Here is a 20720-nt window from a genome sequence, read left to right on the forward strand (position 1 = left end):
AGCAGCGGCAATACAAGGAAATAGTATGGCGGTTTTAACCCAGTTCGACAGTCAACTCTGGCAATGGTGTGATATGAGCTATGCGCAAAACAAAGCGCTCTGCCTCGAATTGCAAAATAGCTGTCAGGTGAACGTCAATCTACTGCTACTGGCACAATATTTAGATATCACTATGGATGTGTCTGGGCCGCAGCAATACAGCACAGACCAATGGCAGACGCTGATGAATGCCGTAGGTGAATGGGATGAAAGATTCCTCATGCCCTACCGCAAATTACGCAAACTCGCTAAGTCCAGCCTGAATGAGCAAGAGTATCAACAAATGCTCGCCGTTGAGCTGATGATGGAACGTAAAGCGCAGCGAACTATCTTAAATAAACTCAATGAACTCAGCCCAAGCGGCCAAGCAACGAATCTGGTGAGCTACTTAAGCTTGTTTGGACTCAGTGACATGGACGCCAACGAAATCGGCCTCATCGCGCCCTGATCTAATCCAAACAAATCACGTTAAATCAAGCACAGCTAAGTTAGATCGAGCTCAATCAAATTAACACTATGATCATCTGAGCCGCTAACAGCTGCGGCCTTGTGGATAGCGTTGACAGTCATCCTTGATCACCAACCAATTCAACTGACTCTCAGTATAAATATGGTACTTAGGCTGAACTTGGTTGGCGTCATCCAGACTCGCTATGCTCAAGGTCGAGTAATCGGGATATTGAATATGTCGGTAGGTTAACGATGTACCGCATTGGTCACAAAATCCACGGCGGATAAGCTCGGACGATGCGAACTCAGTTACCTGACCTTTCAACCATCTAACTTGGCCTGTTTTAAAATCCATCCAAGCCCCAAATGCAGAGCCCGTACTCTTTTGGCACGAACGGCAGTGGCAATAATCCGCATCAAAGGGTTCACCTTCAATCTGATAACGAATCGCGCCGCACAAGCAGCCACCTTCCCGTAATGTATTTTTAGGCATACACACTCCTATTTCCGACTACCCGCACGCTCCCTTGAGTAGCGCTTCATCTCGATAAAATAAACCGCTGCGATTTACCTTACCGACATTGAACCGCTACAAAGGAAAGTTAATTAAGCATCGATTTCTTGCTGTAACTTTTCCAGCTCATCCAAAATATGCAGAAATTTTTGGCCAAACTCAGTCACTTGATACTCGACACGCGGCGGCAGCTCGTTATAAATGACCTTATCTAAGATGCCAAATTCTATGTTCTTTTTTAAACATTGATTCAATACCTTAGTTGAGAGCCCCTCAACGGAGCGCACCATTTCCCCCGGTCTTTGTACCCCACTGGCCAACAGCTGATAAACCGTTAATGACCATTTACAGCCATAAATCGTCTCGACCATACGGGCGGAACGCTCAGGTGGCGATTTGCGTGAAATAATTTTTTCATTGTTATTCATAAAGATGTACCAAAAAGTATCTGCCTTACCTATTTGTACTTACTGTTCAAACAGTTATTGAGTTCTTAAGATTACCACCTTGATAATACTTAGGAGTAGAAAATGCAATTTAATACCTCAAATCTCGCCATTATTGTCGGTGGTAGCAGCGGCATAGGTTTCGAAACGGCGAAACAACTGGCCGAACAAGGCGTATCAGTACTCATCGTCGGTAATCAGCAAGATAAACTCACCGCAGCCGTTGCTGCGATCAAACATGCCCATCCAGCAGCCGAGTTACGCGTCGACGGTTTTCAAGCCAACCTTTACCAAGCTGCGGATGTTAATCGGCTGATTGCGCACATTACCCAGCTTGAGCAAAAGGTCGGCTACCTCGTCAATGCGGCGGGTTATTTCAATCCCAAATCCTTTATCGACCACTCAGAGGCTGATTACGATCTCTATATGGCGTTAAATAAAGCCCTATTCAAAATCACCCAAGCCGTAACCCACAAGATGATCGATGCGGGCGGTGGTAATATAGTGAACATAGGATCTATGTGGGCAAAACAAGCGGTTAAAGCCACGCCTTCGTCAGCGTATTCCATGGCTAAAGCCGGATTACACGCATTAACCCAGCACTTAGCGATGGAACTAGCGGATAAGCATATTCGCGTCAATGCGGTTTCACCCGCCGTGGTGAATACGCCCATCTATAACGCTTTTATCCCAGAGGCAGAGCTAGACCAAGTAATTGAAAGCTTCAACACTTTTCACCCGATTGGTCGAGTCGGCACGCCGAGCGATGTGGCGAACAGCATTTGTTTTCTTCTGTCCGATGACACCAGCTGGGTTACCGGCGCGATTTGGGATGTTGATGGCGGCGTGATGGCTGGACGCAACTAATATTGCAGACAAAGCGAGTATGCTAGTGCGTAGCTAACGGTGCGCTTACTCAATTAGCGCACTGTTAGCGCAGTAAGACGCAACGAACACAGTAAACAATCACTATTCTAAGTTAAGGTTAAATAAGGTCTAACACTATGCTCAATATGAACTTTAGCGAACGCGTCGTTATTGATACGCAGCAGCAACCCTGGTTGCCAAGTCCTGCTCAAGGCGTTTGGCGCAAACCACTCGAGCGAGAGGCTAAAGAGTCAGGACACACAAGCAGCATAGTGAAATATGACGCGGGTTCGCAGTTTGCGACCCACCCGCATCCGCTAGGTGAGGAAATCTTTGTGCTCGAAGGGGTATTTTCCGATGAAAACGGCGGTTACCCCGCGGGCAGTTATCTTCGCCATCCGCCAGGGAGCCAACACGCGCCGTTTAGTCACGAAGGCTGCGTGATATTAGTTAAACTCAATCAATTCAATCCGCGAGATCTCGATGTGGTCAAGATTAACACTCAGCAGACAGAGTGGTTACAAGGCATAGGCGGCTTACAAGTGATGCCGCTACATGAATTCGAGCATGAACATACTGCGCTAGTGAAATGGCCTAAGGGTGAAACCTTTCAACCCCATCGGCATTTTGGCGGCGAAGAAATATTGGTATTAACCGGCAAGTTTCAAGATGAGCAAGGCGAATATCCGCGCCACACTTGGATACGCAGTCCGCACATGAGCGGCCATTTTCCTTTTGTCGAAGAGGAAACCATTATATTAGTGAAAACAGGACATTTACCCATTAGCACGATTCAGCCCTAAATCCACGGCGAGCATGGTCTTAGGCAACATACGTTTTTACAGTATAAGTTGCTGCTACATACGTTTTTGCAACTAAGCCTTCTGCAGCTGAGCTTTCTGAAACTCAGAATTATAGGCGAAGGTAACATCACCCTTTGCCGTCGGTGAGTTTTTGTGCAAGTGCGGTAGCATTACGTGCTGTGATGCCATAAATCGACAGCTGCGGGTTAGCGCCAAGACTGGTGGGGAAGATAGACCCATCCATTACAGACAGATTTTCTAAATAGTGCGACTGACCATAACTATTTACCATAGAAAGCTTTTCATCTTCGCCGAAGGGACAACCGCCCATCACATGGGCCGATGCGACGATAGTGCGCAGTGGGGCGAGTGACATTTGCGCAATGCTCTCTTTGGCGTCCTTCCACGAAGATAAGTAAGGCATACCATCGCTGATCGGCAACACTTTTAATGCGCCCGCCGAGAATTGTAACTCCGCCATACTGGCAAAAGCGCGTCTCGCGGCCCGCCAAAAGGCATCGGTCAGCGGATAATCTAGGGTAAATCCCTTAGGCGTTAAATGCACTTCACCGCCCTGACTGTCGGGATGATAACCATCGCGGATCAAGGCAATAGTCACTTGCAACTGATTGAACTGCGCCATTAACTCGGCATGACTCGCGCCATAACCTAAGGTTTTAGAGGCGATTAAAATCGGATGCACCGGTGGCACTTCGAGTTTATAACCGAGCTCACCATCGGCGTCATTCTTCCACACAAATTCATCGGAATAGATAGATTGCGGCGCGCCGCTATGGCCATTGATCGAATCGGCAAACACGCCACCGGATAATAAAGTCGGATGTAAAAAAGTGCGTTTACCCAAAAGTTTGTGGGGATCGGGCACCTGCGAGCGCATCAAAATCGTCGGCGTATGGATAGCGCCCGCACTCAAAATATAATGTTTAGCCTTAAATAACAGCTCAACGTCAGTGGGTCGTAAATTCACATCCAACGCCTGCGCCTTTAACGCAAACACTTGGCCATTATGGTGCTCAATCTTAGTCACTTTAGCGCGACTGATCAGCTGCGCGCCTTTCTCAAGTGCCGAGGGAATCGTGGTCACTAACATAGATTGCTTCGCATTGACCGGACAACCCATGCCGCAATAGCCGGTATTCCAGCAACCCGCCACATTGCGTTTAATGACTGTGTATTCCCAGCCAAGATTGATACAACCTTGCTTCAGGGCGGCATTATTACGGTTAGGCTCATAGTTCCATTCATGGATATTGAGCCGCTGCTCCATTTGCTCAAACCAAGGGTCTAAGCTCTCGCGATTAAGCCCAGCAACCGACTTATGTTGCGCCCAAAAAGCTAACGCCTCGGTCGGCGTGCGAATAGAGGTAGTCCAGTTAACTGTGGTTGAGCCACCGACTGCGCGGCCTTGAAAAATCCCAATCGCCTTGTCGGCGGTTTTCATCGCCGCGGCTTGTTGATACAAGTTGGGATAAGCGACCCGCTCTTCCATATTAAAATCGCTGGAGGATTTTAGCGGCCCCGCCTCAATCATGATCACGCTTAGCCCAGCTTGGGTGAGGATTTCGGCCGCCACACCGCCGCCAGCACCTGTGCCGACAATAATAACATCGGCTTCAAACTGTTGGTTTTCTTGCAATTGGCTCGCATCGGTATGTAACCAACCTGAGTTTAAACCATTCACTATGGGATCTATGACTGCCAACTTGAGTGCTCCACTGTCGCGGGAAAGATGCTTATTATTGGGTGTTTGATTCGGTTACAAACGGGCGAGCTATTTGAACAGTTCAGGTTTGGCATAATGCAGGCGGCTCCAATGTTCAGGGCAAGCGTAGTAACTGGCCATCACTAACTCCCGCAACCCGAGATAAGCGGTTTGTAACAGCGCAAAATAACTGTGGCGCCAGGTTTCTAGCATTTCAGTTAACTCGACGGGAGAGCGCATCAATAACGGTGTCATGTTTGAGGTCAGTACGAGTAAACCGAGGCGATTTTCGAGCATATCGAGCAGTTCAAATAACTCGGTTTGCTGCTCCTCGGGTAGCACAGAAATTGACTGTTTGATGGCATCTAAAGTGCGATTTTGCGCCGCGAGCTTGTGAGTTGCCACATCGGGCAAGGCACCGTCGAGCATCACAGGTAAAAGCACGCTAAACAACAAACGATAATCTTTGCCTTCGCTGTCCACGGGCAAACTAAACTCAGGAGAATAAAGATTGACCCCTAAGGCTAACGCCGCCGTACCGGCAAACGCGCCCATCAAAAAGGTTCGTCGCTTCATCTCTATCTCCTAAATATCAATCTAAATGTCGGCCTAAATATCAGCATAAAAAACAATTGTGCTACACTGCCCACGAGTTTATATCCAAGCGACCTCAAAATAAGAATTTCAGCATTTTGAAGTCGCTTGGATATAAATTAAACACACGTTTTAATTTTCAGCAATAGCCGATACCAAGATAAAAACCCATGCCAAATTCCTTTATGCCGCCTTGGTGGGCCAAGAGTCCCCATGTACAAACGATTTTACCCGTATTCACTAAAGTGGCCAAACCAGCATTACAGCGGCAGCGCTTAGAGTTGCCCGATGGCGATTTTGTCGATTTAGATTGGCAGGATTTTCCGCGGTCTGGCAAACCTATCGTGGTGATCATCCACGGCTTAGAAGGAAGTGCTCAGTCCCATTATGCGCGGCGGATACTGCAAGCCTGTAAAGAACAGCAACTCGCAGCAGTCGTGCACCATCACAGAAGTTGCTCGGGTGAGGCCAATCGCCTCGCGCGCAGTTATCACAGTGGTGACACGGACGATTTACAGTTTAGTCTATCAACACTGAAAAGCGCGTATCCTCAATCGCCCTTATTAGCCGTAGGTTACAGTTTAGGCGGCAATGTGCTGACTAAGTATCAGGGCGAATATCAGGATGACAGTTTATTAGCTCGCGCAGTGATTGTCTCGGCGCCGCTGCAATTGTCCGCCTGCGCAAAACGTTTAGAAAATGGTTTTTCGAAAGTATATCAAAGCTATTTAATCAAACAGTTGCAGCAAAAAATCAGCCATAAACTGAACGATCCCGACTTAGCTATCTCTATGCCGCTGAGCCAGTTGCAGGTCGACCGTTTAAATACCTTCTATGATTTTGACGATAAAGTCACAGCGCCATTGCACGGCTTTGACGGCGTCGACGATTACTATACGCGTGCCAGTGGTTTACCCTTTGTCAGCCGCATTACTAAACCGACGCTTATCATCCATGCCAAGGACGATCCCTTTATGACCGATGAAGTGATCCCCCAGCCAAACCAATTATCGGGTTATGTAGAATACGAACTGCATCCCTATGGCGGTCATGTTGGCTTTATCGAAGGCGGTACACCTTGGAAACCGCGCTTCTATCTTGAGCGACGGATTTTACACTTTTTACTCGGCGATCAAAGTGTTGACCCACTTAGCGTAGACCCCATCAACGGCGACAATATTCCCCAAGGAAGCACCGATGCTCATTCCCTATGAAACCCTGTTACAACTCCCGCAGGAAACGCTGGCCAATCTGATCCGCGAATATCTCTTCGGTCAAGTGGAGGATGGCAGCTTTGCCAGTCTCGATGAGCAGGAACTGGCGCAGGCGATAGTCCAATGTCAACAAGCACTTAAACAAGGTAAGCTGAAATTAGAGTACAGTGAGGACGATGAGTCCTTCGCGATACGCTCAGCGGATCAAATAGCACAGCAGCAAGATTGACCAGTCCTACCTCTGTACCGTATAAATAGTACTCGCGTTTTTATCGCTTCCCCATAAGCGGCTCTTTTGGTTCCTAGCTAGGTAGAAAAAATGTCAGCAAAACATCCCATTATTGCAGTTACAGGCTCATCAGGCGCGGGAACCACCACGACGACCACCGCCTTTAGCCATATTTTTCGCCAACTAGGGATCAACGCCGCCTTTGTCGAAGGCGACAGCTTTCATCATTTTACCCGCGCTGAAATGGAAGTGATGATCCGTAAATCCCAAGCTGAAAACCGTAACCTCAGTTATTTTGGTCCAGAGGCCAATAACTTTGCCCGCTTGGAACAATGCTTTCGCGATTACAGCGCCACAGGCCAAGGTGAAACCCGCAGCTATTTACACACCTTCGATGAGGCCGTGCCTTTTAACCAGATGCCCGGCACTTTTACCCAATGGCGACCCTTGCCAGAAAATACCGACATGCTCTACTACGAAGGCCTGCATGGCGGCGTGGTTACCGGTGACGCCAATGTCGCCCAGCATGTCGATCTATTGATCGGTATGGTGCCCATAGTCAACTTAGAGTGGATCCAAAAAATTATCCGTGACACTTCGGAGCGCGGCCACAGCCGTGAAAAAGTCATGGGCTCAATTGTGCGCAGTATGGATGACTATATTAAGCACATGACGCCACAGTTCTCCCGCACTCACATTAACTTTCAGCGAGTGCCAACGGTCGATACCTCTAACCCCTTTAGCGCCAAAGATATTCCGAGCCTAGACGAGAGCTTTGTGGTGATCCGCTTTCGCGGCATCAATAATGTCGATTTCCCCTATTATCTGAATATGATCCAAGGATCATTTATGTCACGGGTTAACACCTTAGTGGTTCCCGGCGGTAAAATGTCACTGGCCATGGAGCTTATCCTCACGCCTTTGATTAAAGATTTGATGGAAAAACGCCAGCAACTCAATACTCCAGAAGCGAACTAAACCCTAGCGGATTGGGGCGGATTTGACTAAAGGCTAAGGAAATAAAGTCTTTTTTTGCAATAGATTAAGTTTGATTTAAGCCATTAGCGCTAATCTTGTCGACATCGGGATTTCAGGCGAAAGAACGATAGTTGGCATACTCTTGGGAGTTAATTCCCCCATCTTGATCTGTTGATTCCCTCGAGTATGTCAGCAACCCTTATGAACAGTTAATTCCACATCCATGCTTGATCTGTTGATTTCCTTGAGTATGTCAGCAACCTTTTAACGTAACGTTAAGTCTTCAAAGTTAATTCCACATCCGTGCTTGATCTATTGATTACCTTAAGAATGTCAGCAAACTTCTCTTAAACTCTAAATCTTCAGAGTTAATTCCACATCCATACTTGCTCTGTTGATTTCCTTGAGTATGTCAGCAACCTCTTATGAAGAATTAATTCCACATCCATTTATTCCCTTCGGTTCGCCAGCAACCTCTTAATAAACAGTTAACTCCATACCTGTGCTTGAGTCAGTCTGCATTTTGAACTGGTTTTCTACGCACGAGATTCTTGTACATCACCATGCACTCTAAGGCTATGCCTCTGGGCGAGCAGTAGATGGATTCCTCTTCTAAACCTTCACCACCAAAACCACAGTGGCGATAAAAATCCACCGCATTCAAAGTCGATTCCAACCTCAACTGGGCAATACCTTGATTAAAAGCCATGGTTTCAATAAATTGCAGTAGCACTTTACCGACCCCAAGCCCCATGACATCGGGGGAGACAAACAGCGCCTCTAACTGTGCGTAGGGTTCATCCAACATGACCATACCGACCACTCTCTTAAGCGGCGGCTCGTCATTGGATTGTTCTGCCACATAAAAATGCGCATTGACGATACGACTAAATTGCTCGGTCAGTTCGCCTTCGGTCCAAATAATCAGATCGCCCGCATCATAAAATCCGGCGCAGCCTTTATTGATGGCAGCATTGCGGATATCCCAACAGGCCTGAGCATCCGCTTTCGTCGCTTTTCGTATAGTTATCATCATGTTTCCCGATTAAAAACGCTCTGCCATAACATGCCATGAAGCCGCTAAATCGCCAAGTAACTATTGGTTTAGCATTTCATCCAATAAAAAACCGCCCGTAGGCGGTTTTAATCCAGTCAGCAGAACATTAATGGATCTGCGCAGACTTATCTAACTGAGTCTTAGCGCTAGACTTAAATCTAGGCTTAGCCTTTGATCAATTCACTAATGGTCAATACGCCGTGGGTCGTTGCACCCGCGCCCCACATGGCAGAAGCTGAATCTTCAAAGGCGCCCGCTAAATCAACGTGCAACCATTTAGCTTCTGGTGAAACAAAGCGCCATAGGAAACCAGCTGCATTAGAAGCACCACCTGCACCGCCGCCTTTCATTGCGCGGCTGTTGGCTGTGTCAGCATAGGCAGATGGACACATTTCTTTGTGCCAAGGATCCAATGGCAACGGCCATACACGCTCGGCAACACTCGTGGCTTTTTGCTGGGCCAGTTGCAACACATCAGTCTGTGGCGAGAAAATCGCGTTGTAGTTAGAACCGACTGCCATCACAGCGGCGCCTGTAAGGGTCGCTGCATCGATAATAAAAGGAGCGCCTGTCGCAGAAGCGGCTTGCAGACCATCGGCCAACACTAAGCGCCCTTCCGCATCTGTGTTCACCACTTCAACTGTCACGCCATTTTTGTAGGTCAGGATATCGCCTAACTTATAAGCACGGCCGCTGATCAAGTTTTCAGCACAACATAAGAAGAGTTTAACCCGTTTGTTTAGGCCAGATTTGATCGCTAAACCGAGCGCGGCAGTCACAGTCGCCGCACCGCCCATGTCGCATTTCATGCCTAACATGCCTTCAGAGGCTTTAATGCTGTAACCGCCAGAATCAAAAGTAATCCCTTTACCCACAAGCGCCACAGACACGGGTGCATCAGCAGCTAATGGGTTGAAGTCTAACGCTAACATTGCCGGTGGACGCTCACTGCCGCGACCGACTGCATGGATACCAATCCACTGTTCTTCGAGCAGCGCTTCACCTTCGATAATCCGATAACTCACCTTGTCGCCACCAATTTCAGCTAACCATTTCGCCGCTTGTTGGGCAAGCTTCACTGGCGATAGGTTTTCAGGCGTATCGTTGATCAGTTGACGGGCAAAGGTTGCCACATCGAGTCGGCGTTGCAATTCGGCTTGCACAGCTTCATCACCACACCAATGGATTTGATAACCTGGTTTTGCCGTCGCGAAACCTTGGGCAAACACCCACTGGCTATTGAGATCCCAAAGCTGCCCAGCTAACACCACACTGCTAATACCTTGGCTGCGCAGTTTACGGGCCGCCATTTGAATTTGACGCAGCTCATCGCCACCCGCTAAATGAATTTGCGCACCGTCGGTAGTATAAGTCACATCGGCTTTGCCCCAGTGGGCGGCCGGCGCTTCTTTGGTTAATTGCACTTTCATTAATTCAGTTACTTTTAGTTCACTCATTAGGGATCCTTATTTTTCGATTCGTTTTAGAACAATCAGAACAAACTTTATGGCGGCAGTTTACTGCTAGCAGGCGATGACGCAAAGCGATTGGCTGAAGTTACTCAGGTAAAATCTGTAAACATTTGCGAAATTTGCTAGGCTTTGCGGCCTAGAACAGCCGATATAGGTCTACCGATGGAATTTACTCCGCCACTACAACAGGGCATTTTACTGCGCCGCTATAAACGTTTTCTGGCCGATGTGCAGTTAAGCGACGGCAGTGAGATCACTCTGCATTGCCCCAATACGGGTTCTATGCGTAATTGCCTGTATCCCGGTGAAACCGTCTGGTTTTCTACCTCTGATAACCCTAAACGTAAGTACGCCCATACATGGGAACTGATGACCACGCCAGACGCTGGCCTAATCGGTATCCACTCGGGTCAAGCGAACACCTTAGCCGAAGAAGCCATCAATAAAGGTATCATCAAGGAGCTCACGGGTTATGACAGCCTAAGCCGTGAAGTTAAATATGGTGATGAAAATAGCCGCATCGACATCCTGCTACAGGGTGCTCAAAAACCCGCCTGTTATATAGAAGTCAAAAGTTGTACTTTGCTCGAGGATGGCCAAGGTTATTTTCCTGATGCAGTGAGTCTTCGAGGTCAAAAACATTTACGTGAATTGATGCACATGGTCAGCCAAGGCCACAGAGCCGTATTGCTGTTTGTGGTGCAGCACAGTGACATCTTTAGTGTTGCCCCCGCAGCACATATCGATCCTGAATATGCTAAGTTACTGAAAAAATCAGTGTTAGCTGGAGTAGAAGTCCTTGCCTATCGCTGTGAAATGTCCCCGACTGAGATTCACCTAGCCCAAGCCTGTGTTGTCCGAGTATGATGTTAAGGCTGAGTTAAATTTGATTTCATTTGAATTAGCGAACATAGTCAAAAAATTCAATCAAAGCAGAATGAAAAGTTTGCCTCGATGTGAAGATTCTGCTATAGATAGCGGCCGTTCTTAAGGACGCCCTACAAACGCAAATGATTACAGGAGATGCGTTATGCCTGAAGGCACCAAAAAACTTGGCGTACTCGCTATCGCAGGTGTAAATCCTTACCAGGAAAAACCGGGTGAGGAGTATATGAACGCTAAGCAACTGGGTCACTTCAAGACAATTCTTGAAGCTTGGCGCAATCAGTTGCGTGAAGAGGTCGACCGTACTCTTAGCCACATGCAGGACGAAGCCGCAAACTTTCCCGATCCTGTTGACCGTGCAGCACAAGAAGAAGAGTTCAGCCTCGAACTTCGTGCTCGCGATAGAGAACGTAAGCTGATCAAAAAAATCGAAAAAACACTGCAAAAAATTGAAGAAGACGATTTCGGCTTCTGCGATTCTTGCGGTATCGAAATCGGCATCCGCCGTCTCGAAGCGCGTCCAACAGCCGATCAATGTATCGACTGTAAAACGCTTGCAGAGATCAAAGAGAAACAAATGGCTGGTTAATCAAGCATACTGGGCGGGGATTTCCCCGCCTATTTGTTTCTAACAATGCCTTGACTCTTCGAGTTGAAGCCAAGCTCACTCAAATCTACCCCGATTCGCTTTTATCCTTGTATCCCTCTAAAATACGCCCACTTTGACTGACACTAGCTGCTAACTCAGTACTATGGCGACTTTATCTTCCCCAACTTCAACTCATCGCCCCTATGTCGGCCGTTTTGCGCCTTCGCCTTCGGGTGCCTTGCACTTTGGCTCGCTTATCGCCGCCCTTGGCAGTTATCTGCGTGCGCGCTCGCAACAGGGTAAATGGTTAATTCGTATTGAAGACATCGATCCTCCACGGGAAGTCAAAGGCGCCGCCGATGATATCTTGCGCACCTTAGAAGCCTATGGATTTGAGTGGGATGATGTGCCTCTGTATCAGAGCCAGCGCACTGAGGCTTATCAAGCACAAATTGATTCACTACTCGCCCAAGATAAAGCCTATTTCTGCCAATGTAGTCGCAAGCAAATTCAAGCCATGGGCGGTGTCTACGATGGCCGCTGTCACCGCTTGCCACAAACCCAAGCTGCAAATGTGGTTAAGTCTGGGGCGGTGCGGATAGTTAATACCGCGCAAGTGCAGCAATTTGACGATAACCTCATGGGGCATATTTGCGTCGATAGCCATTTTGCTGCGGAGGATTTCATCATCAAACGCAGCGATGGCCTGTACGCCTATCAATTGGCCGTGGTGCTCGACGATGCCTATCAAGGCATCACTGAAGTGGTTCGAGGTTGTGACTTAATCGAAGCCAGTTGTCGCCAACTGAGTTTGTATCAAAACTTTGGCTTGGCTGCACCGCAATGGTTGCACTTGCCGCTTGCCTGTTTGAGCAAGGGATTTAAACTCTCTAAACAGAATCATGCGCAAGCGATTGATACACTTAATCCACAGTCGAGCCTCAATGCGGCGCTGGCATTTTTAGGCCAACAACCTGTTGAGACCCAAGGTTCTGTGGCGCAAATGCTCGCTCAAGCCGTGGATCAGTTTCAATTATCCACTATACCGCAACAATCTGAGATACTGATCGAGCCCTGATATACTCATTAGGCTGCATTTGGTATATGATAGCCGCCAGATTTTTAATCAAATAACAGATCATATTTCGAGGTGTCCCATTTTTCGCCGTATCAGCCAATTCTGCAAACAGCTATTTGAAGACGCGCCTAAAACGACCGCTCCGACTCAAGCTCAGATTGAACCAACAACGCCAGAACAAAGTTCCGGTGCGTTAAGCTTAGAGTTAGTGCCGAGAGATGCCCATACCATCTCGCGCAAACAAATCAGCGAAAATGCCCTTAAGGTATTATACAGACTGAATAAATCAGGTTTTAAAGCCTATTTAGTCGGCGGCGGTGTACGCGATTTACTCTTAGGGATTGAACCGAAAGATTTCGACGTCGTGACCAATGCGACGCCGGAAGAAATCAAAAAACTATTCCGCAACTGCCGAGTCGTCGGTCGTCGTTTCCGTCTGGCCCATATCGTTTTCGGCCGCGATGTTATCGAAGTGGCGACCTTTCGTGGTCATCATGGCGAAAGCAATGAGAAAGTCTCTAAAGCTAATGCCGAAGGGCGTTTGCTGCGTGATAACGTTTATGGCGAAATCGACGAAGATGCCGAGCGCCGCGACTTTACCGTCAATGCCCTCTATTACGATATCAGCGATTACTCGATCCGCAGCTACGGCGGCGGTATGACACATCTTAAAGCGGGCACCCTAAGATTAATTGGCGATCCAGAAACCCGTTACCGTGAAGATCCGGTGCGTATGTTAAGGGCGGTGCGTTTCGCTACTAAACTCAACATGGGTATCGAAACAGTAACAGCAGCACCGATTAAACAATTAGCGCCACTGTTAAAAGATATTCCCGCAGCACGCATGTACGAAGAAGTGCTGAAACTCTTCTTTGCAGGCAAAGCCTTAGCCAACTTCGAACTGATGCAAGAGTACAAGCTATTCGCGCCGCTGTTTCCGCAAGTGGCCGCTCTGCTAAAAGATGATCCTAAAGGCACGACCATGAAAATGGTGCAAGCCATCATGAAGAGCACAGATCAAAGAGTTAACGAAGATAAGCCGGTGACGCCTTCATTCTTCTATGCTGCGCTTCTCTGGTATCCACTGCGTCAACGCGCCGAAGATATTGCCGTTGAAAGTGGCCTGACGTTATACGATGCCTTCTTTGCCGCTATGGGCGATGTGATGGAGCAGCAATGCCAAACCATTAGCATTCCACGCCGTTTTAGTACTCCAGCAAAAGACATTTGGCAGTTGCAGTTACGCTTTGACCGTAGCCAAGGCACTCGTGCTTTTAAACTAATGGAACACCCTAAGTTTAGAGCTGCATACGATTTACTATTGCTCAGGGGCGAAGTCGAGGCGGGTAATGTCGCTAAGAGTGCCGCTTGGTGGCAACAGTTTGTTGAAGCCGATGAAACGGAACGCTTAGCCATTGCGCGTAGCGGCACTAAATCGCCCAATCGCAACCGTAATGCCACTCAACGTCGTCGCCGTCCTCGCGCGCCGAATGCCGATGGTTCAGCCGCGACGAGCGCCCCTAAAACAAGTGGCACGCCAAAAGCGAAAGCGGCTGAATAATGACTCGCGTCTACGTCGCATTAGGCGCAAATCTTGAAGATCCCAAGACGCAATTGGACAATGCCGTCACGGCATTGTCCGCATTAGCCTTAGGCAATAGTCTACTGGTTTCCCCCTATTACCATTCGACGCCCATGGGCGATGTGGTGCAACCCGATTATGTTAATGCGGTGGCCAGTTTCGATACTGATCTTGAGCCATTAGCCTTACTCGATGTATTGCAGCATATCGAAAACACCCAAGGACGAGTGCGCCTTGAACGTTGGGGGCCCAGAACCTTAGATCTCGATATACTCCTGTATGGCAATGAGAACATTGACATTCCCAGACTCAAAGTGCCCCACTACGGAATGAAAAAGCGCAGCTTTGTGCTCGTGCCTTTAGCCGCAATCGCACCGAATCTTATTCTGCCGTGCAACACTGCAATCGGCAGTCTTATCGATACAAAAATGTTGGCCGAGTTACAACAACTGGGCATTGATCATTGAAGTCCGTCCCCAGTTAGCTTATAACACCACTTCTATTTGGTTTGAAGATCATCCATATGTCTAAAATTACTAGCTCAACCCTGTTGAAATACAAACAGGAAGGTAGAAAATTCACGGCACTGACAGCCTATGATGCCAGTTTTGCCAGCGCGTTCGATAGCGAAGGTGTAGATGTGCTGCTCGTCGGCGATTCTCTAGGAATGGTTCTCCAAGGCCATGACGATACCCTGCCCGTCTCTACGGCGGATATCGCTTACCATACTCGCTGTGTCCGTCGCGGTATCGAACGTGCCCTGCTGATCGCAGATATGCCCTTTATGAGTTACGCCACACCAGAACAAGCTATGGTTAATGCCACTGAGTTAATGCAGGCTGGCGCGAACATGGTCAAAGTCGAAGGTGGCCACTGGTTACTCGAAACGGTCACTAAGCTAACCGAACGCGGTATTCCCGTGTGTGCTCACTTAGGGCTAACGCCTCAGTCAGTCCATGTATTTGGTGGTTTTAAAGTGCAAGGCCGCGATGCCGAAAATGCCCAGCGCATCCTCGACGAAGCAAAAGCGTTAGAAGCAGCTGGTGCTCAACTCTTGGTTGTGGAATGCATTCCAGCGCCACTCGCAGCGGCGATCACTCAAGCCTTAACAATTCCAGTTATTGGAATCGGTGCGGGCGCATCGACCGATGGCCAAATTTTGGTTATGCATGATGTGTTAGGTATTTCAAGTGGTTATATTCCACGTTTTTCGAAAAACTACCTAAAACAAACCGGTGAAATTCGTTCTGCCGTGCGTGCTTATATCGACGAAGTTGCCCAAGGAACATTCCCTGGCGAAGAACACACTTTTAACTAATAACCGATTTATGCAAGGTAAGGCTCAATGATCACTAGCGCCCATATTGATGATATTCGCACCCAAGTGCGTGCATGGCGTGCCAAGGGCGAAACCGTCGCCTTTGTGCCTACCATGGGTAATCTCCATCAGGGACACATTACTTTAGTCAAAGAAGCCGCGAGCAAGTGTGACCATGTGGTGGCCTCTATTTTCGTTAATCCAATGCAATTTGGTCAGAACGAAGATCTGGATGCTTACCCACGCACACTCGTTGCCGACAGCGAAGCCCTCACGGCCGCTGGCGCTGAGCTATTATTCACCCCAACGCCAGCCGTGATGTATCCCAAGGGTCTAGAGCAACAAACCTATGTTGAAGTCCCCGGGATTTCCGACGTGCTTTGTGGTGCTAGCCGTCCGGGGCATTTCCGTGGCGTTGCGACTATCGTTTGTAAACTGTTTAACATAGTGCAGCCCGATGTGGCCCTATTCGGTAATAAAGACTATCAACAGCTATTAGTGATCAAAACTATGGTTGAAGACTTGTCATTGCCGATTGAAATTATCGGTGTGGATACCATACGTGAGGACTCAGGTTTAGCCATGAGTTCACGCAATGGTTACCTCACTGCCGCAGAAAAAGCCGCAGCGCCTGCACTAAAACAAGCCATAGATGCTATGGCAGCAGGGATCAAGCAAGGTGAGAGCTTTGAGCAAGTGACTGAGCAAGCAAAAGCCAGTTTAATCGCAGCAGGTTTTGCGCCGGATTACCTCGAAATTCGCCACGCTCACACGCTTGAACAAGCCCAGAACCAAGACCACGCTTTAGTGATTTTAGCTGCGGCCTATATAGGCAAAGCGCGACTTATCGATAACTTAAGATTCGATCGCTAACACTTAGCGTTATCAATCAATAAAAGGAGCGCTCGCTCCTTTTTTTATGTTTTCAATCTCCCTAGCACCCTCAATTTTCTTGTTTAGAATCAACCCTAGCGCCAAAAAATTGAATCGTCAAAAAACTGGTTTTATCCCTAAACTTACGCCATAGTATGGTGCAGATGTTAACGCTAAGTAAAAAGTTGACCGCAACAATAAACGCAGTAAATTTGCCCCTTTACTGATATATGGCTAATACTTTAATGCCTTAGGTTTAATGGCTCAAGAACCCAGCGTCCCACCTGGACGAGACATAAATCACTGGTTGAACAGACTTAATAGCGCGAGCGTTAATACCAATCGTATTAAATATCTGTTCATTCAGCGGGAGTTCAACGCGCTTTAGACAAGGCGAAGGCTTGAAGGCATAGTGGTGCTCTGTCGAAAGCCTTAAACGTAGTATAAAGCGCGTTGCCATGTAGTGAACATCAGCCGCCCTTCGGGAGCCACACAGGCACCCCACTCCTGTGTTGCATTGACTTAAAATGGAATAACCATTTCTGCGTCAATGCGCCTTGGATTGAGATGCCTGTGAGGCTCTGAACTGATTAGATATTTAATGTGATTGGTATAAGCTGACTTTTTATCAATTGTAATCAAATGATTAAATCATAATCGCTATGCTAGTGTACAAAGGATTTGTGGCCTAATGGCAAGACTGATACTCACCCTAATTTGTGTTATTTTGCCTAGTGTAGTACAGGCAAATACCATTTATAAATGCCGTAAAGATGACAAAATTGTCTTTAGCCAAACCGCTTGCCCGCAGGAATTTAGCCAACATAAAATCGAATATCAGTTGGGGATCACCACAGAAGTCGACTCAGATAAAAGGGACATTCCAGTCGATCCCCTGCAAGCGCTACTGAATCGCCAAACCATTTCTAAAGAAAAATTACTGCAATTACTCGATGGCGAGATCTATCGACTTAAACAGGAGAACAGCTATTTTGAAATCCTGCGCGCCAGTGAATTACAAAAACTAGAACGTAAGCGTTATTGGCAAAATAAAGAAAAAAGCGATCCTGAGTACATTAACGAAATGGACGATATCAATACTCGTTTCAATGAGTTAACGGTGAGCAATAACAGTGCGATGCAGCAACTGAAGGATCGTAAAAGCCAAATCAGTACTGAGGCATCCCCTGAAGAATCGAAACAACCAGAAAAACACTGATCTCATATAAAAGGTTAGTGCTCAACTTGCCACTCATTCACCAAGGAATTCGATCACTATGGTCGAATTTTTCAACTCATTAAACCGCTCACTAAAATCTTCATTGTGATTTAAAGTCAACCGAAGATAAACACCATATAGTTCGCCTTTAAACATGCTTTAATACCGCTAAATAGCTCTTGAATTGAGTCAATCCCACAACACTATTCCCACCATATTTCCTATAATTTTTTCCCCGATAAATATCACGTGATAATCGATGTATGACTTGAGATTGTTGCAGTATTGTTTAAAAGCCATGAGATAACTTAGCAACGAATACGACTTAACTACTAGACCAACTAGACTACTCAGCCTAAAAAAACACTCTCTAAAAAACAGATAAAATCTACTGAATCAATTGGATAACGATACATCCATCATTTATCTACTGTGAATCCTTTGCGTAATAAATACCCTTTTGGCCAATTGCGACATATCAACGGGACTCGTATCTTCAGGGCTGAATTTGGAGTGCCTGTTGTTTTAGGCAACCCAAAATATTTGATGCAAGGAGTCACCCGTGCCAAATACCTCGATACGCTTTTTGGTACCGCTGCTCTTGCTCTGTAGTTGTATGACCTCAGCACAAGAGCTGAATGTCAATGAGTTACCTGTAACCCTTCAGGCATTACTGGAACGTTCCGGTCGCGATAATCTTATCGAGCTGGTGCAACAAGGCAATGCCAACCAAGGATTACTGTTCCAATCAGGCAACGATAACAAGGCCGATGTGACACAAGTAGGCAATGATAACGATGCGCTAATCACACAAATTGGTTCAAACAATGAAGTGCAACTACTGCAGGTCGGCAGTCAAAATACGGCTTCAGTGACACAAATTGGCAACGACAATCTAGTGCAACTGAACCAACTAGGAAGCGGCAACTTTTCGATTCAACAGATTGCAGACGGTGCTGCAATCTCAATAACTCAATATTAAACAGGGAGCGTCACATGAAATCACAAGCTAAAAAATCACTTATTGCTTTGGCCATTGCAACAGGTTTAAGCGGTCAAGTTTTTGCTGCCAGTACCGTGAGCGAAATTAGCGTAGTACAGTCAGGCCAAGCCCAAGACACGTTAGTCTCACAAACGGGTGCCCTTAACGCTGCTGCGGTTGTGCAAACCGGTACTGAGCAAACCGCAACCGTTATCCAAGACGGTGTGTGGCATGAAGCGGCTATTAATTCAACGGGCGATGAAAACAAAGTCCAAATAACGCAACAAGCTGATTGGCATGTGGCAAGTGCAAATGTTGTCGGTGACAACAACTTTGTAAATGTTTCGCAAGACGGTTTCTATAACCAAAGCAGTAATGATGTTACTGGCGACGATAATACAGTAGTCGTTAACCAATTAGGCGAAGTCAACGAAAGCCAAGTTGAAATCACTGGCACTGAAAACACCGTGTTTGTTGAGCAAGAAGGCGATGCTAACTTTGCAGTATTCCGCGTTGAAGGCAGCAACAACGATGGGAAAATCACCCAAATCGGTGACAACAACCAAGCAGGCTTAATCGCCCTCGACTTAACCGCTAACGTGGGGAATAACAACGACGTTTCTGTTAATCAAACAGGTAACAATAACTTTGGCGCGGCTAAGGGTATTGCAGGCGACAACAACACAGTAGACATGGTCCAAAAGGGTAATAACCATGTTGGCTTCGTTTACGCACTTGCAGGCAGCGACAACGATATTTCAATGGATCAAAAAGGTAACGGCAACACGGCTTATCTTGCTATGACTACGGGTGATGACAACACTGTAGATATTACCCAAAATGGCAGCGGCAACACTATCGGTGATACTTTAGTAGCCGATATCAGAGGTAATGATAACGATATTACGATAACCCAAAAAGGCGATGTCAACGGTGCAGAGTTCCAAGTATGGGGCGATAGCAATGATGTTGACTTGAAACAAAAAGGCGATGCTAACTTCGCGACCTTCGGTGCATACGGCACAGATAACGACTTCGATTTATCTTCTAAAGGCGATAACAACGAAATCCTTGCCTTCGCATCAGGTGAAGACAACAGTATTGAAGTGAGCCAAGAAGGCAATATTAACTTTGCCTATGTCGATGCTGTGGGTAGCGATAATGAAGTTGATGTTGAGCAAGATGGTACAGATAACGAAACACTGATTTCTGTTGCTGGTAACAATAATGCCGATGTCACTGCACTGCAAGATGGCGATCTTAACCTTATCGATTTAATTATCGAAGGTGATGAGAACACTGCACAAATTGCTCAATCAGGTAACGGTAACTGGGTAGGCGGTGACGCAAGTAGCTCATTCACAGTTAGCGGTGATAATAACAGCCTGTTGATCACTCAAACGGGTAATGACAACTTAGTATTAGGTTCTCAAGCGGGCAATAACAACAGCATCAGCGTTAATCAATCAGGCAATATGAACGTTGCTACTGTAGTGCAATACTAACGAGTGCAGTTAAGTCATCACAGTTAAATTCTTTGGCTGTGACATTTAAACGGCAATCAAACAAAAAGCGGGAATGTTTATTTAAACATTCCCGCTTTATTTATATTGATGAATCACCAAATGAGCTAATCGTCATTAAAATCAACAGTCACGACAAAAGACTCATTACAAAAACCTTTCACTGACTAGGGGCTGTTGATCTTTCGAGAGTGATTTTTAGACAGCATGGCAAGACGTTATAATTTGCTTCGCCAAAAGTAACCATAACCTCAAGCCATGCCAAGACTTATGCTAACCGATGCA

The 20720-nt window shown here is 46.9% G+C and carries 23 protein-coding genes; 16 read left to right on the forward strand and 7 right to left on the reverse strand.

Translation table 11 applies throughout. The features are described 5' to 3' along the window. The first annotated feature begins 25 nt into the window (after nucleotides 1-25). A complete protein-coding gene (locus tag KV201_RS17285; protein WP_226060033.1) occupies nucleotides 26-487 on the forward strand; it encodes a TIGR02444 family protein in 462 nt (153 codons plus the stop codon). 84 nt (nucleotides 488-571) lie between these two features. On the opposite strand, the gene KV201_RS17290 is transcribed toward KV201_RS17285, so the two are convergent. Next, nucleotides 572-982: a GFA family protein gene (locus KV201_RS17290; RefSeq protein ID WP_012586879.1), complete on the reverse strand. Its 411-nt coding sequence runs from the start codon at nucleotides 980-982 to the stop codon at nucleotides 572-574. A gap of 113 nt (nucleotides 983-1095) precedes the next feature. Beyond that, entirely contained in the window at nucleotides 1096-1431 is a 336-nt protein-coding gene (locus tag KV201_RS17295) for a helix-turn-helix domain-containing protein (protein ID WP_006082956.1), read from the reverse strand. Between the two features lie 102 nt (nucleotides 1432-1533). Here KV201_RS17295 and KV201_RS17300 point away from each other — a divergent pair, with 102 nt between their 5' ends. After that, entirely contained in the window at nucleotides 1534-2316 is a 783-nt protein-coding gene (locus KV201_RS17300) for an SDR family NAD(P)-dependent oxidoreductase (RefSeq protein WP_226060034.1), read from the forward strand. A 137-nt stretch (nucleotides 2317-2453) separates the two neighbouring features. Next, a complete protein-coding gene (locus KV201_RS17305; protein WP_226060035.1) occupies nucleotides 2454-3119 on the forward strand; it encodes a cupin domain-containing protein in 666 nt (221 codons plus the stop codon). 127 nt (nucleotides 3120-3246) lie between these two features. On the opposite strand, the gene KV201_RS17310 is transcribed toward KV201_RS17305, so the two are convergent. Next, nucleotides 3247-4842 carry a GMC family oxidoreductase gene (locus KV201_RS17310; RefSeq protein ID WP_107946603.1) on the reverse strand — a complete coding sequence of 532 codons (1596 nt, stop codon included), beginning with the start codon at nucleotides 4840-4842 and terminating at the stop codon, nucleotides 3247-3249. 69 nt (nucleotides 4843-4911) lie between these two features. Continuing rightward, complete coding sequence (locus tag KV201_RS17315) at nucleotides 4912-5418, reverse strand: TAT leader-containing periplasmic protein (protein ID WP_226060036.1); 507 nt, start codon at nucleotides 5416-5418, stop codon at nucleotides 4912-4914. A gap of 188 nt (nucleotides 5419-5606) precedes the next feature. Here KV201_RS17315 and KV201_RS17320 point away from each other — a divergent pair, with 188 nt between their 5' ends. The 3 genes from KV201_RS17320 to KV201_RS17330 all read left to right on the forward strand — a co-directional run bounded on the left by KV201_RS17320 (nucleotide 5607) and on the right by KV201_RS17330 (nucleotide 7857). Next, nucleotides 5607-6650, forward strand: a complete 1044-nt coding sequence (locus KV201_RS17320; protein ID WP_226060037.1) for a hydrolase — start codon at nucleotides 5607-5609, stop codon at nucleotides 6648-6650. Further along, a complete protein-coding gene (locus tag KV201_RS17325) occupies nucleotides 6634-6879 on the forward strand; it encodes a YheU family protein (protein WP_012196716.1) in 246 nt (81 codons plus the stop codon). The genes KV201_RS17320 and KV201_RS17325 overlap by 17 nt, the downstream gene beginning before the upstream one ends. Nucleotides 6880-6969: 90 nt before the next feature. Next, entirely contained in the window at nucleotides 6970-7857 is an 888-nt protein-coding gene (locus tag KV201_RS17330; protein WP_006082963.1) for a phosphoribulokinase, read from the forward strand. A 511-nt stretch (nucleotides 7858-8368) separates the two neighbouring features. Here the strand turns inward: KV201_RS17330 and KV201_RS17335 are convergent. After that, nucleotides 8369-8890, reverse strand: a complete 522-nt coding sequence (locus KV201_RS17335; RefSeq protein WP_226060038.1) for a GNAT family N-acetyltransferase — start codon at nucleotides 8888-8890, stop codon at nucleotides 8369-8371. A gap of 188 nt (nucleotides 8891-9078) precedes the next feature. After that, complete coding sequence (pepB, locus tag KV201_RS17340) at nucleotides 9079-10371, reverse strand: aminopeptidase PepB (protein WP_226060039.1); 1293 nt, start codon at nucleotides 10369-10371, stop codon at nucleotides 9079-9081. A gap of 177 nt (nucleotides 10372-10548) precedes the next feature. Here pepB and sfsA point away from each other — a divergent pair, with 177 nt between their 5' ends. The 7 genes from sfsA to panC all read left to right on the forward strand — a co-directional run bounded on the left by sfsA (nucleotide 10549) and on the right by panC (nucleotide 16711). Further along, the gene (gene sfsA, locus KV201_RS17345) at nucleotides 10549-11253 is read left to right on the forward strand and encodes a DNA/RNA nuclease SfsA (protein WP_071940076.1); all 705 of its coding nucleotides are present in this window, start codon (nucleotides 10549-10551) and stop codon (nucleotides 11251-11253) included. Nucleotides 11254-11416: 163 nt separating this feature from the next. Then, nucleotides 11417-11860: an RNA polymerase-binding protein DksA gene (gene dksA / locus KV201_RS17350; RefSeq protein WP_006082967.1), complete on the forward strand. Its 444-nt coding sequence runs from the start codon at nucleotides 11417-11419 to the stop codon at nucleotides 11858-11860. 163 nt (nucleotides 11861-12023) lie between these two features. Beyond that, complete coding sequence (gluQRS, locus tag KV201_RS17355; RefSeq protein ID WP_226060040.1) at nucleotides 12024-12938, forward strand: tRNA glutamyl-Q(34) synthetase GluQRS; 915 nt, start codon at nucleotides 12024-12026, stop codon at nucleotides 12936-12938. A 19-nt stretch (nucleotides 12939-12957) separates the two neighbouring features. Then, on the forward strand, nucleotides 12958-14499 hold the full coding sequence (locus tag KV201_RS17360) for a polynucleotide adenylyltransferase PcnB (RefSeq protein ID WP_226060041.1): 1542 nt from the start codon (nucleotides 12958-12960) through the stop codon (nucleotides 14497-14499). Next, complete coding sequence (folK, locus tag KV201_RS17365; protein ID WP_226060042.1) at nucleotides 14499-14987, forward strand: 2-amino-4-hydroxy-6-hydroxymethyldihydropteridine diphosphokinase; 489 nt, start codon at nucleotides 14499-14501, stop codon at nucleotides 14985-14987. Before KV201_RS17360 ends, folK begins: the two co-directional genes overlap by 1 nt. A gap of 56 nt (nucleotides 14988-15043) precedes the next feature. Next, nucleotides 15044-15838 carry a 3-methyl-2-oxobutanoate hydroxymethyltransferase gene (panB, locus tag KV201_RS17370; RefSeq protein WP_006082971.1) on the forward strand — a complete coding sequence of 265 codons (795 nt, stop codon included), beginning with the start codon at nucleotides 15044-15046 and terminating at the stop codon, nucleotides 15836-15838. A 27-nt stretch (nucleotides 15839-15865) separates the two neighbouring features. After that, on the forward strand, nucleotides 15866-16711 hold the full coding sequence (gene panC / locus KV201_RS17375) for a pantoate--beta-alanine ligase (protein WP_226060043.1): 846 nt from the start codon (nucleotides 15866-15868) through the stop codon (nucleotides 16709-16711). Between the two features lie 256 nt (nucleotides 16712-16967). On the opposite strand, the gene KV201_RS17380 is transcribed toward panC, so the two are convergent. Continuing rightward, complete coding sequence (locus KV201_RS17380; protein ID WP_226060044.1) at nucleotides 16968-17171, reverse strand: hypothetical protein; 204 nt, start codon at nucleotides 17169-17171, stop codon at nucleotides 16968-16970. A gap of 231 nt (nucleotides 17172-17402) precedes the next feature. Between KV201_RS17380 and KV201_RS17385 the strand changes: the two genes are divergently transcribed. The 3 genes from KV201_RS17385 (at nucleotide 17403) to KV201_RS17395 (ending at nucleotide 20417) form a co-directional block, all read left to right on the forward strand. Further along, nucleotides 17403-17930 (forward strand): DUF4124 domain-containing protein, encoded by a 528-nt coding sequence (locus KV201_RS17385; RefSeq protein ID WP_226060045.1) that lies wholly within the window; start codon nucleotides 17403-17405, stop codon nucleotides 17928-17930. Nucleotides 17931-18492: 562 nt separating this feature from the next. Next, entirely contained in the window at nucleotides 18493-18912 is a 420-nt protein-coding gene (locus KV201_RS17390) for a curlin (protein WP_106649536.1), read from the forward strand. Between the two features lie 14 nt (nucleotides 18913-18926). Further along, a complete protein-coding gene (locus tag KV201_RS17395; protein ID WP_126491215.1) occupies nucleotides 18927-20417 on the forward strand; it encodes a curlin in 1491 nt (496 codons plus the stop codon). Nucleotides 20418-20720: the final 303 nt, after the last annotated feature.

The sequence above is a fragment of the Shewanella sp. SR1 genome (genome assembly GCF_020447145.1).
Classification (GTDB): Bacteria; Pseudomonadota; Gammaproteobacteria; order Enterobacterales; family Shewanellaceae; genus Shewanella; species Shewanella baltica.

Bases quoted from the DNA above. Each gene is read 5' to 3' on its own strand.
- KV201_RS17285 (WP_226060033.1), top strand. From the start codon at position 26: ATGGCGGTTTTAACCCAGTTCGACAGTCAACTCTGGCAATGGTGTGAT.
- KV201_RS17290 (WP_012586879.1), bottom strand. From the start codon at position 982: ATGCCTAAAAATACATTACGGGAAGGTGGCTGCTTGTGCGGCGCGATT.
- KV201_RS17295 (WP_006082956.1), bottom strand. From the start codon at position 1,431: ATGAATAACAATGAAAAAATTATTTCACGCAAATCGCCACCTGAGCGT.
- KV201_RS17300 (WP_226060034.1), top strand. From the start codon at position 1,534: ATGCAATTTAATACCTCAAATCTCGCCATTATTGTCGGTGGTAGCAGC.
- KV201_RS17305 (WP_226060035.1), top strand. From the start codon at position 2,454: ATGCTCAATATGAACTTTAGCGAACGCGTCGTTATTGATACGCAGCAG.
- KV201_RS17315 (WP_226060036.1), bottom strand. From the start codon at position 5,418: ATGAAGCGACGAACCTTTTTGATGGGCGCGTTTGCCGGTACGGCGGCG.
- KV201_RS17320 (WP_226060037.1), top strand. From the start codon at position 5,607: ATGCCAAATTCCTTTATGCCGCCTTGGTGGGCCAAGAGTCCCCATGTA.
- KV201_RS17325 (WP_012196716.1), top strand. From the start codon at position 6,634: ATGCTCATTCCCTATGAAACCCTGTTACAACTCCCGCAGGAAACGCTG.
- KV201_RS17330 (WP_006082963.1), top strand. From the start codon at position 6,970: ATGTCAGCAAAACATCCCATTATTGCAGTTACAGGCTCATCAGGCGCG.
- KV201_RS17335 (WP_226060038.1), bottom strand. From the start codon at position 8,890: ATGATAACTATACGAAAAGCGACGAAAGCGGATGCTCAGGCCTGTTGG.
- pepB (WP_226060039.1), bottom strand. From the start codon at position 10,371: ATGAGTGAACTAAAAGTAACTGAATTAATGAAAGTGCAATTAACCAAA.
- sfsA (WP_071940076.1), top strand. From the start codon at position 10,549: ATGGAATTTACTCCGCCACTACAACAGGGCATTTTACTGCGCCGCTAT.
- dksA (WP_006082967.1), top strand. From the start codon at position 11,417: ATGCCTGAAGGCACCAAAAAACTTGGCGTACTCGCTATCGCAGGTGTA.
- gluQRS (WP_226060040.1), top strand. From the start codon at position 12,024: ATGGCGACTTTATCTTCCCCAACTTCAACTCATCGCCCCTATGTCGGC.
- folK (WP_226060042.1), top strand. From the start codon at position 14,499: ATGACTCGCGTCTACGTCGCATTAGGCGCAAATCTTGAAGATCCCAAG.
- panB (WP_006082971.1), top strand. From the start codon at position 15,044: ATGTCTAAAATTACTAGCTCAACCCTGTTGAAATACAAACAGGAAGGT.
- panC (WP_226060043.1), top strand. From the start codon at position 15,866: ATGATCACTAGCGCCCATATTGATGATATTCGCACCCAAGTGCGTGCA.
- KV201_RS17380 (WP_226060044.1), bottom strand. From the start codon at position 17,171: ATGGCAACGCGCTTTATACTACGTTTAAGGCTTTCGACAGAGCACCAC.
- KV201_RS17385 (WP_226060045.1), top strand. From the start codon at position 17,403: ATGGCAAGACTGATACTCACCCTAATTTGTGTTATTTTGCCTAGTGTA.
- KV201_RS17395 (WP_126491215.1), top strand. From the start codon at position 18,927: ATGAAATCACAAGCTAAAAAATCACTTATTGCTTTGGCCATTGCAACA.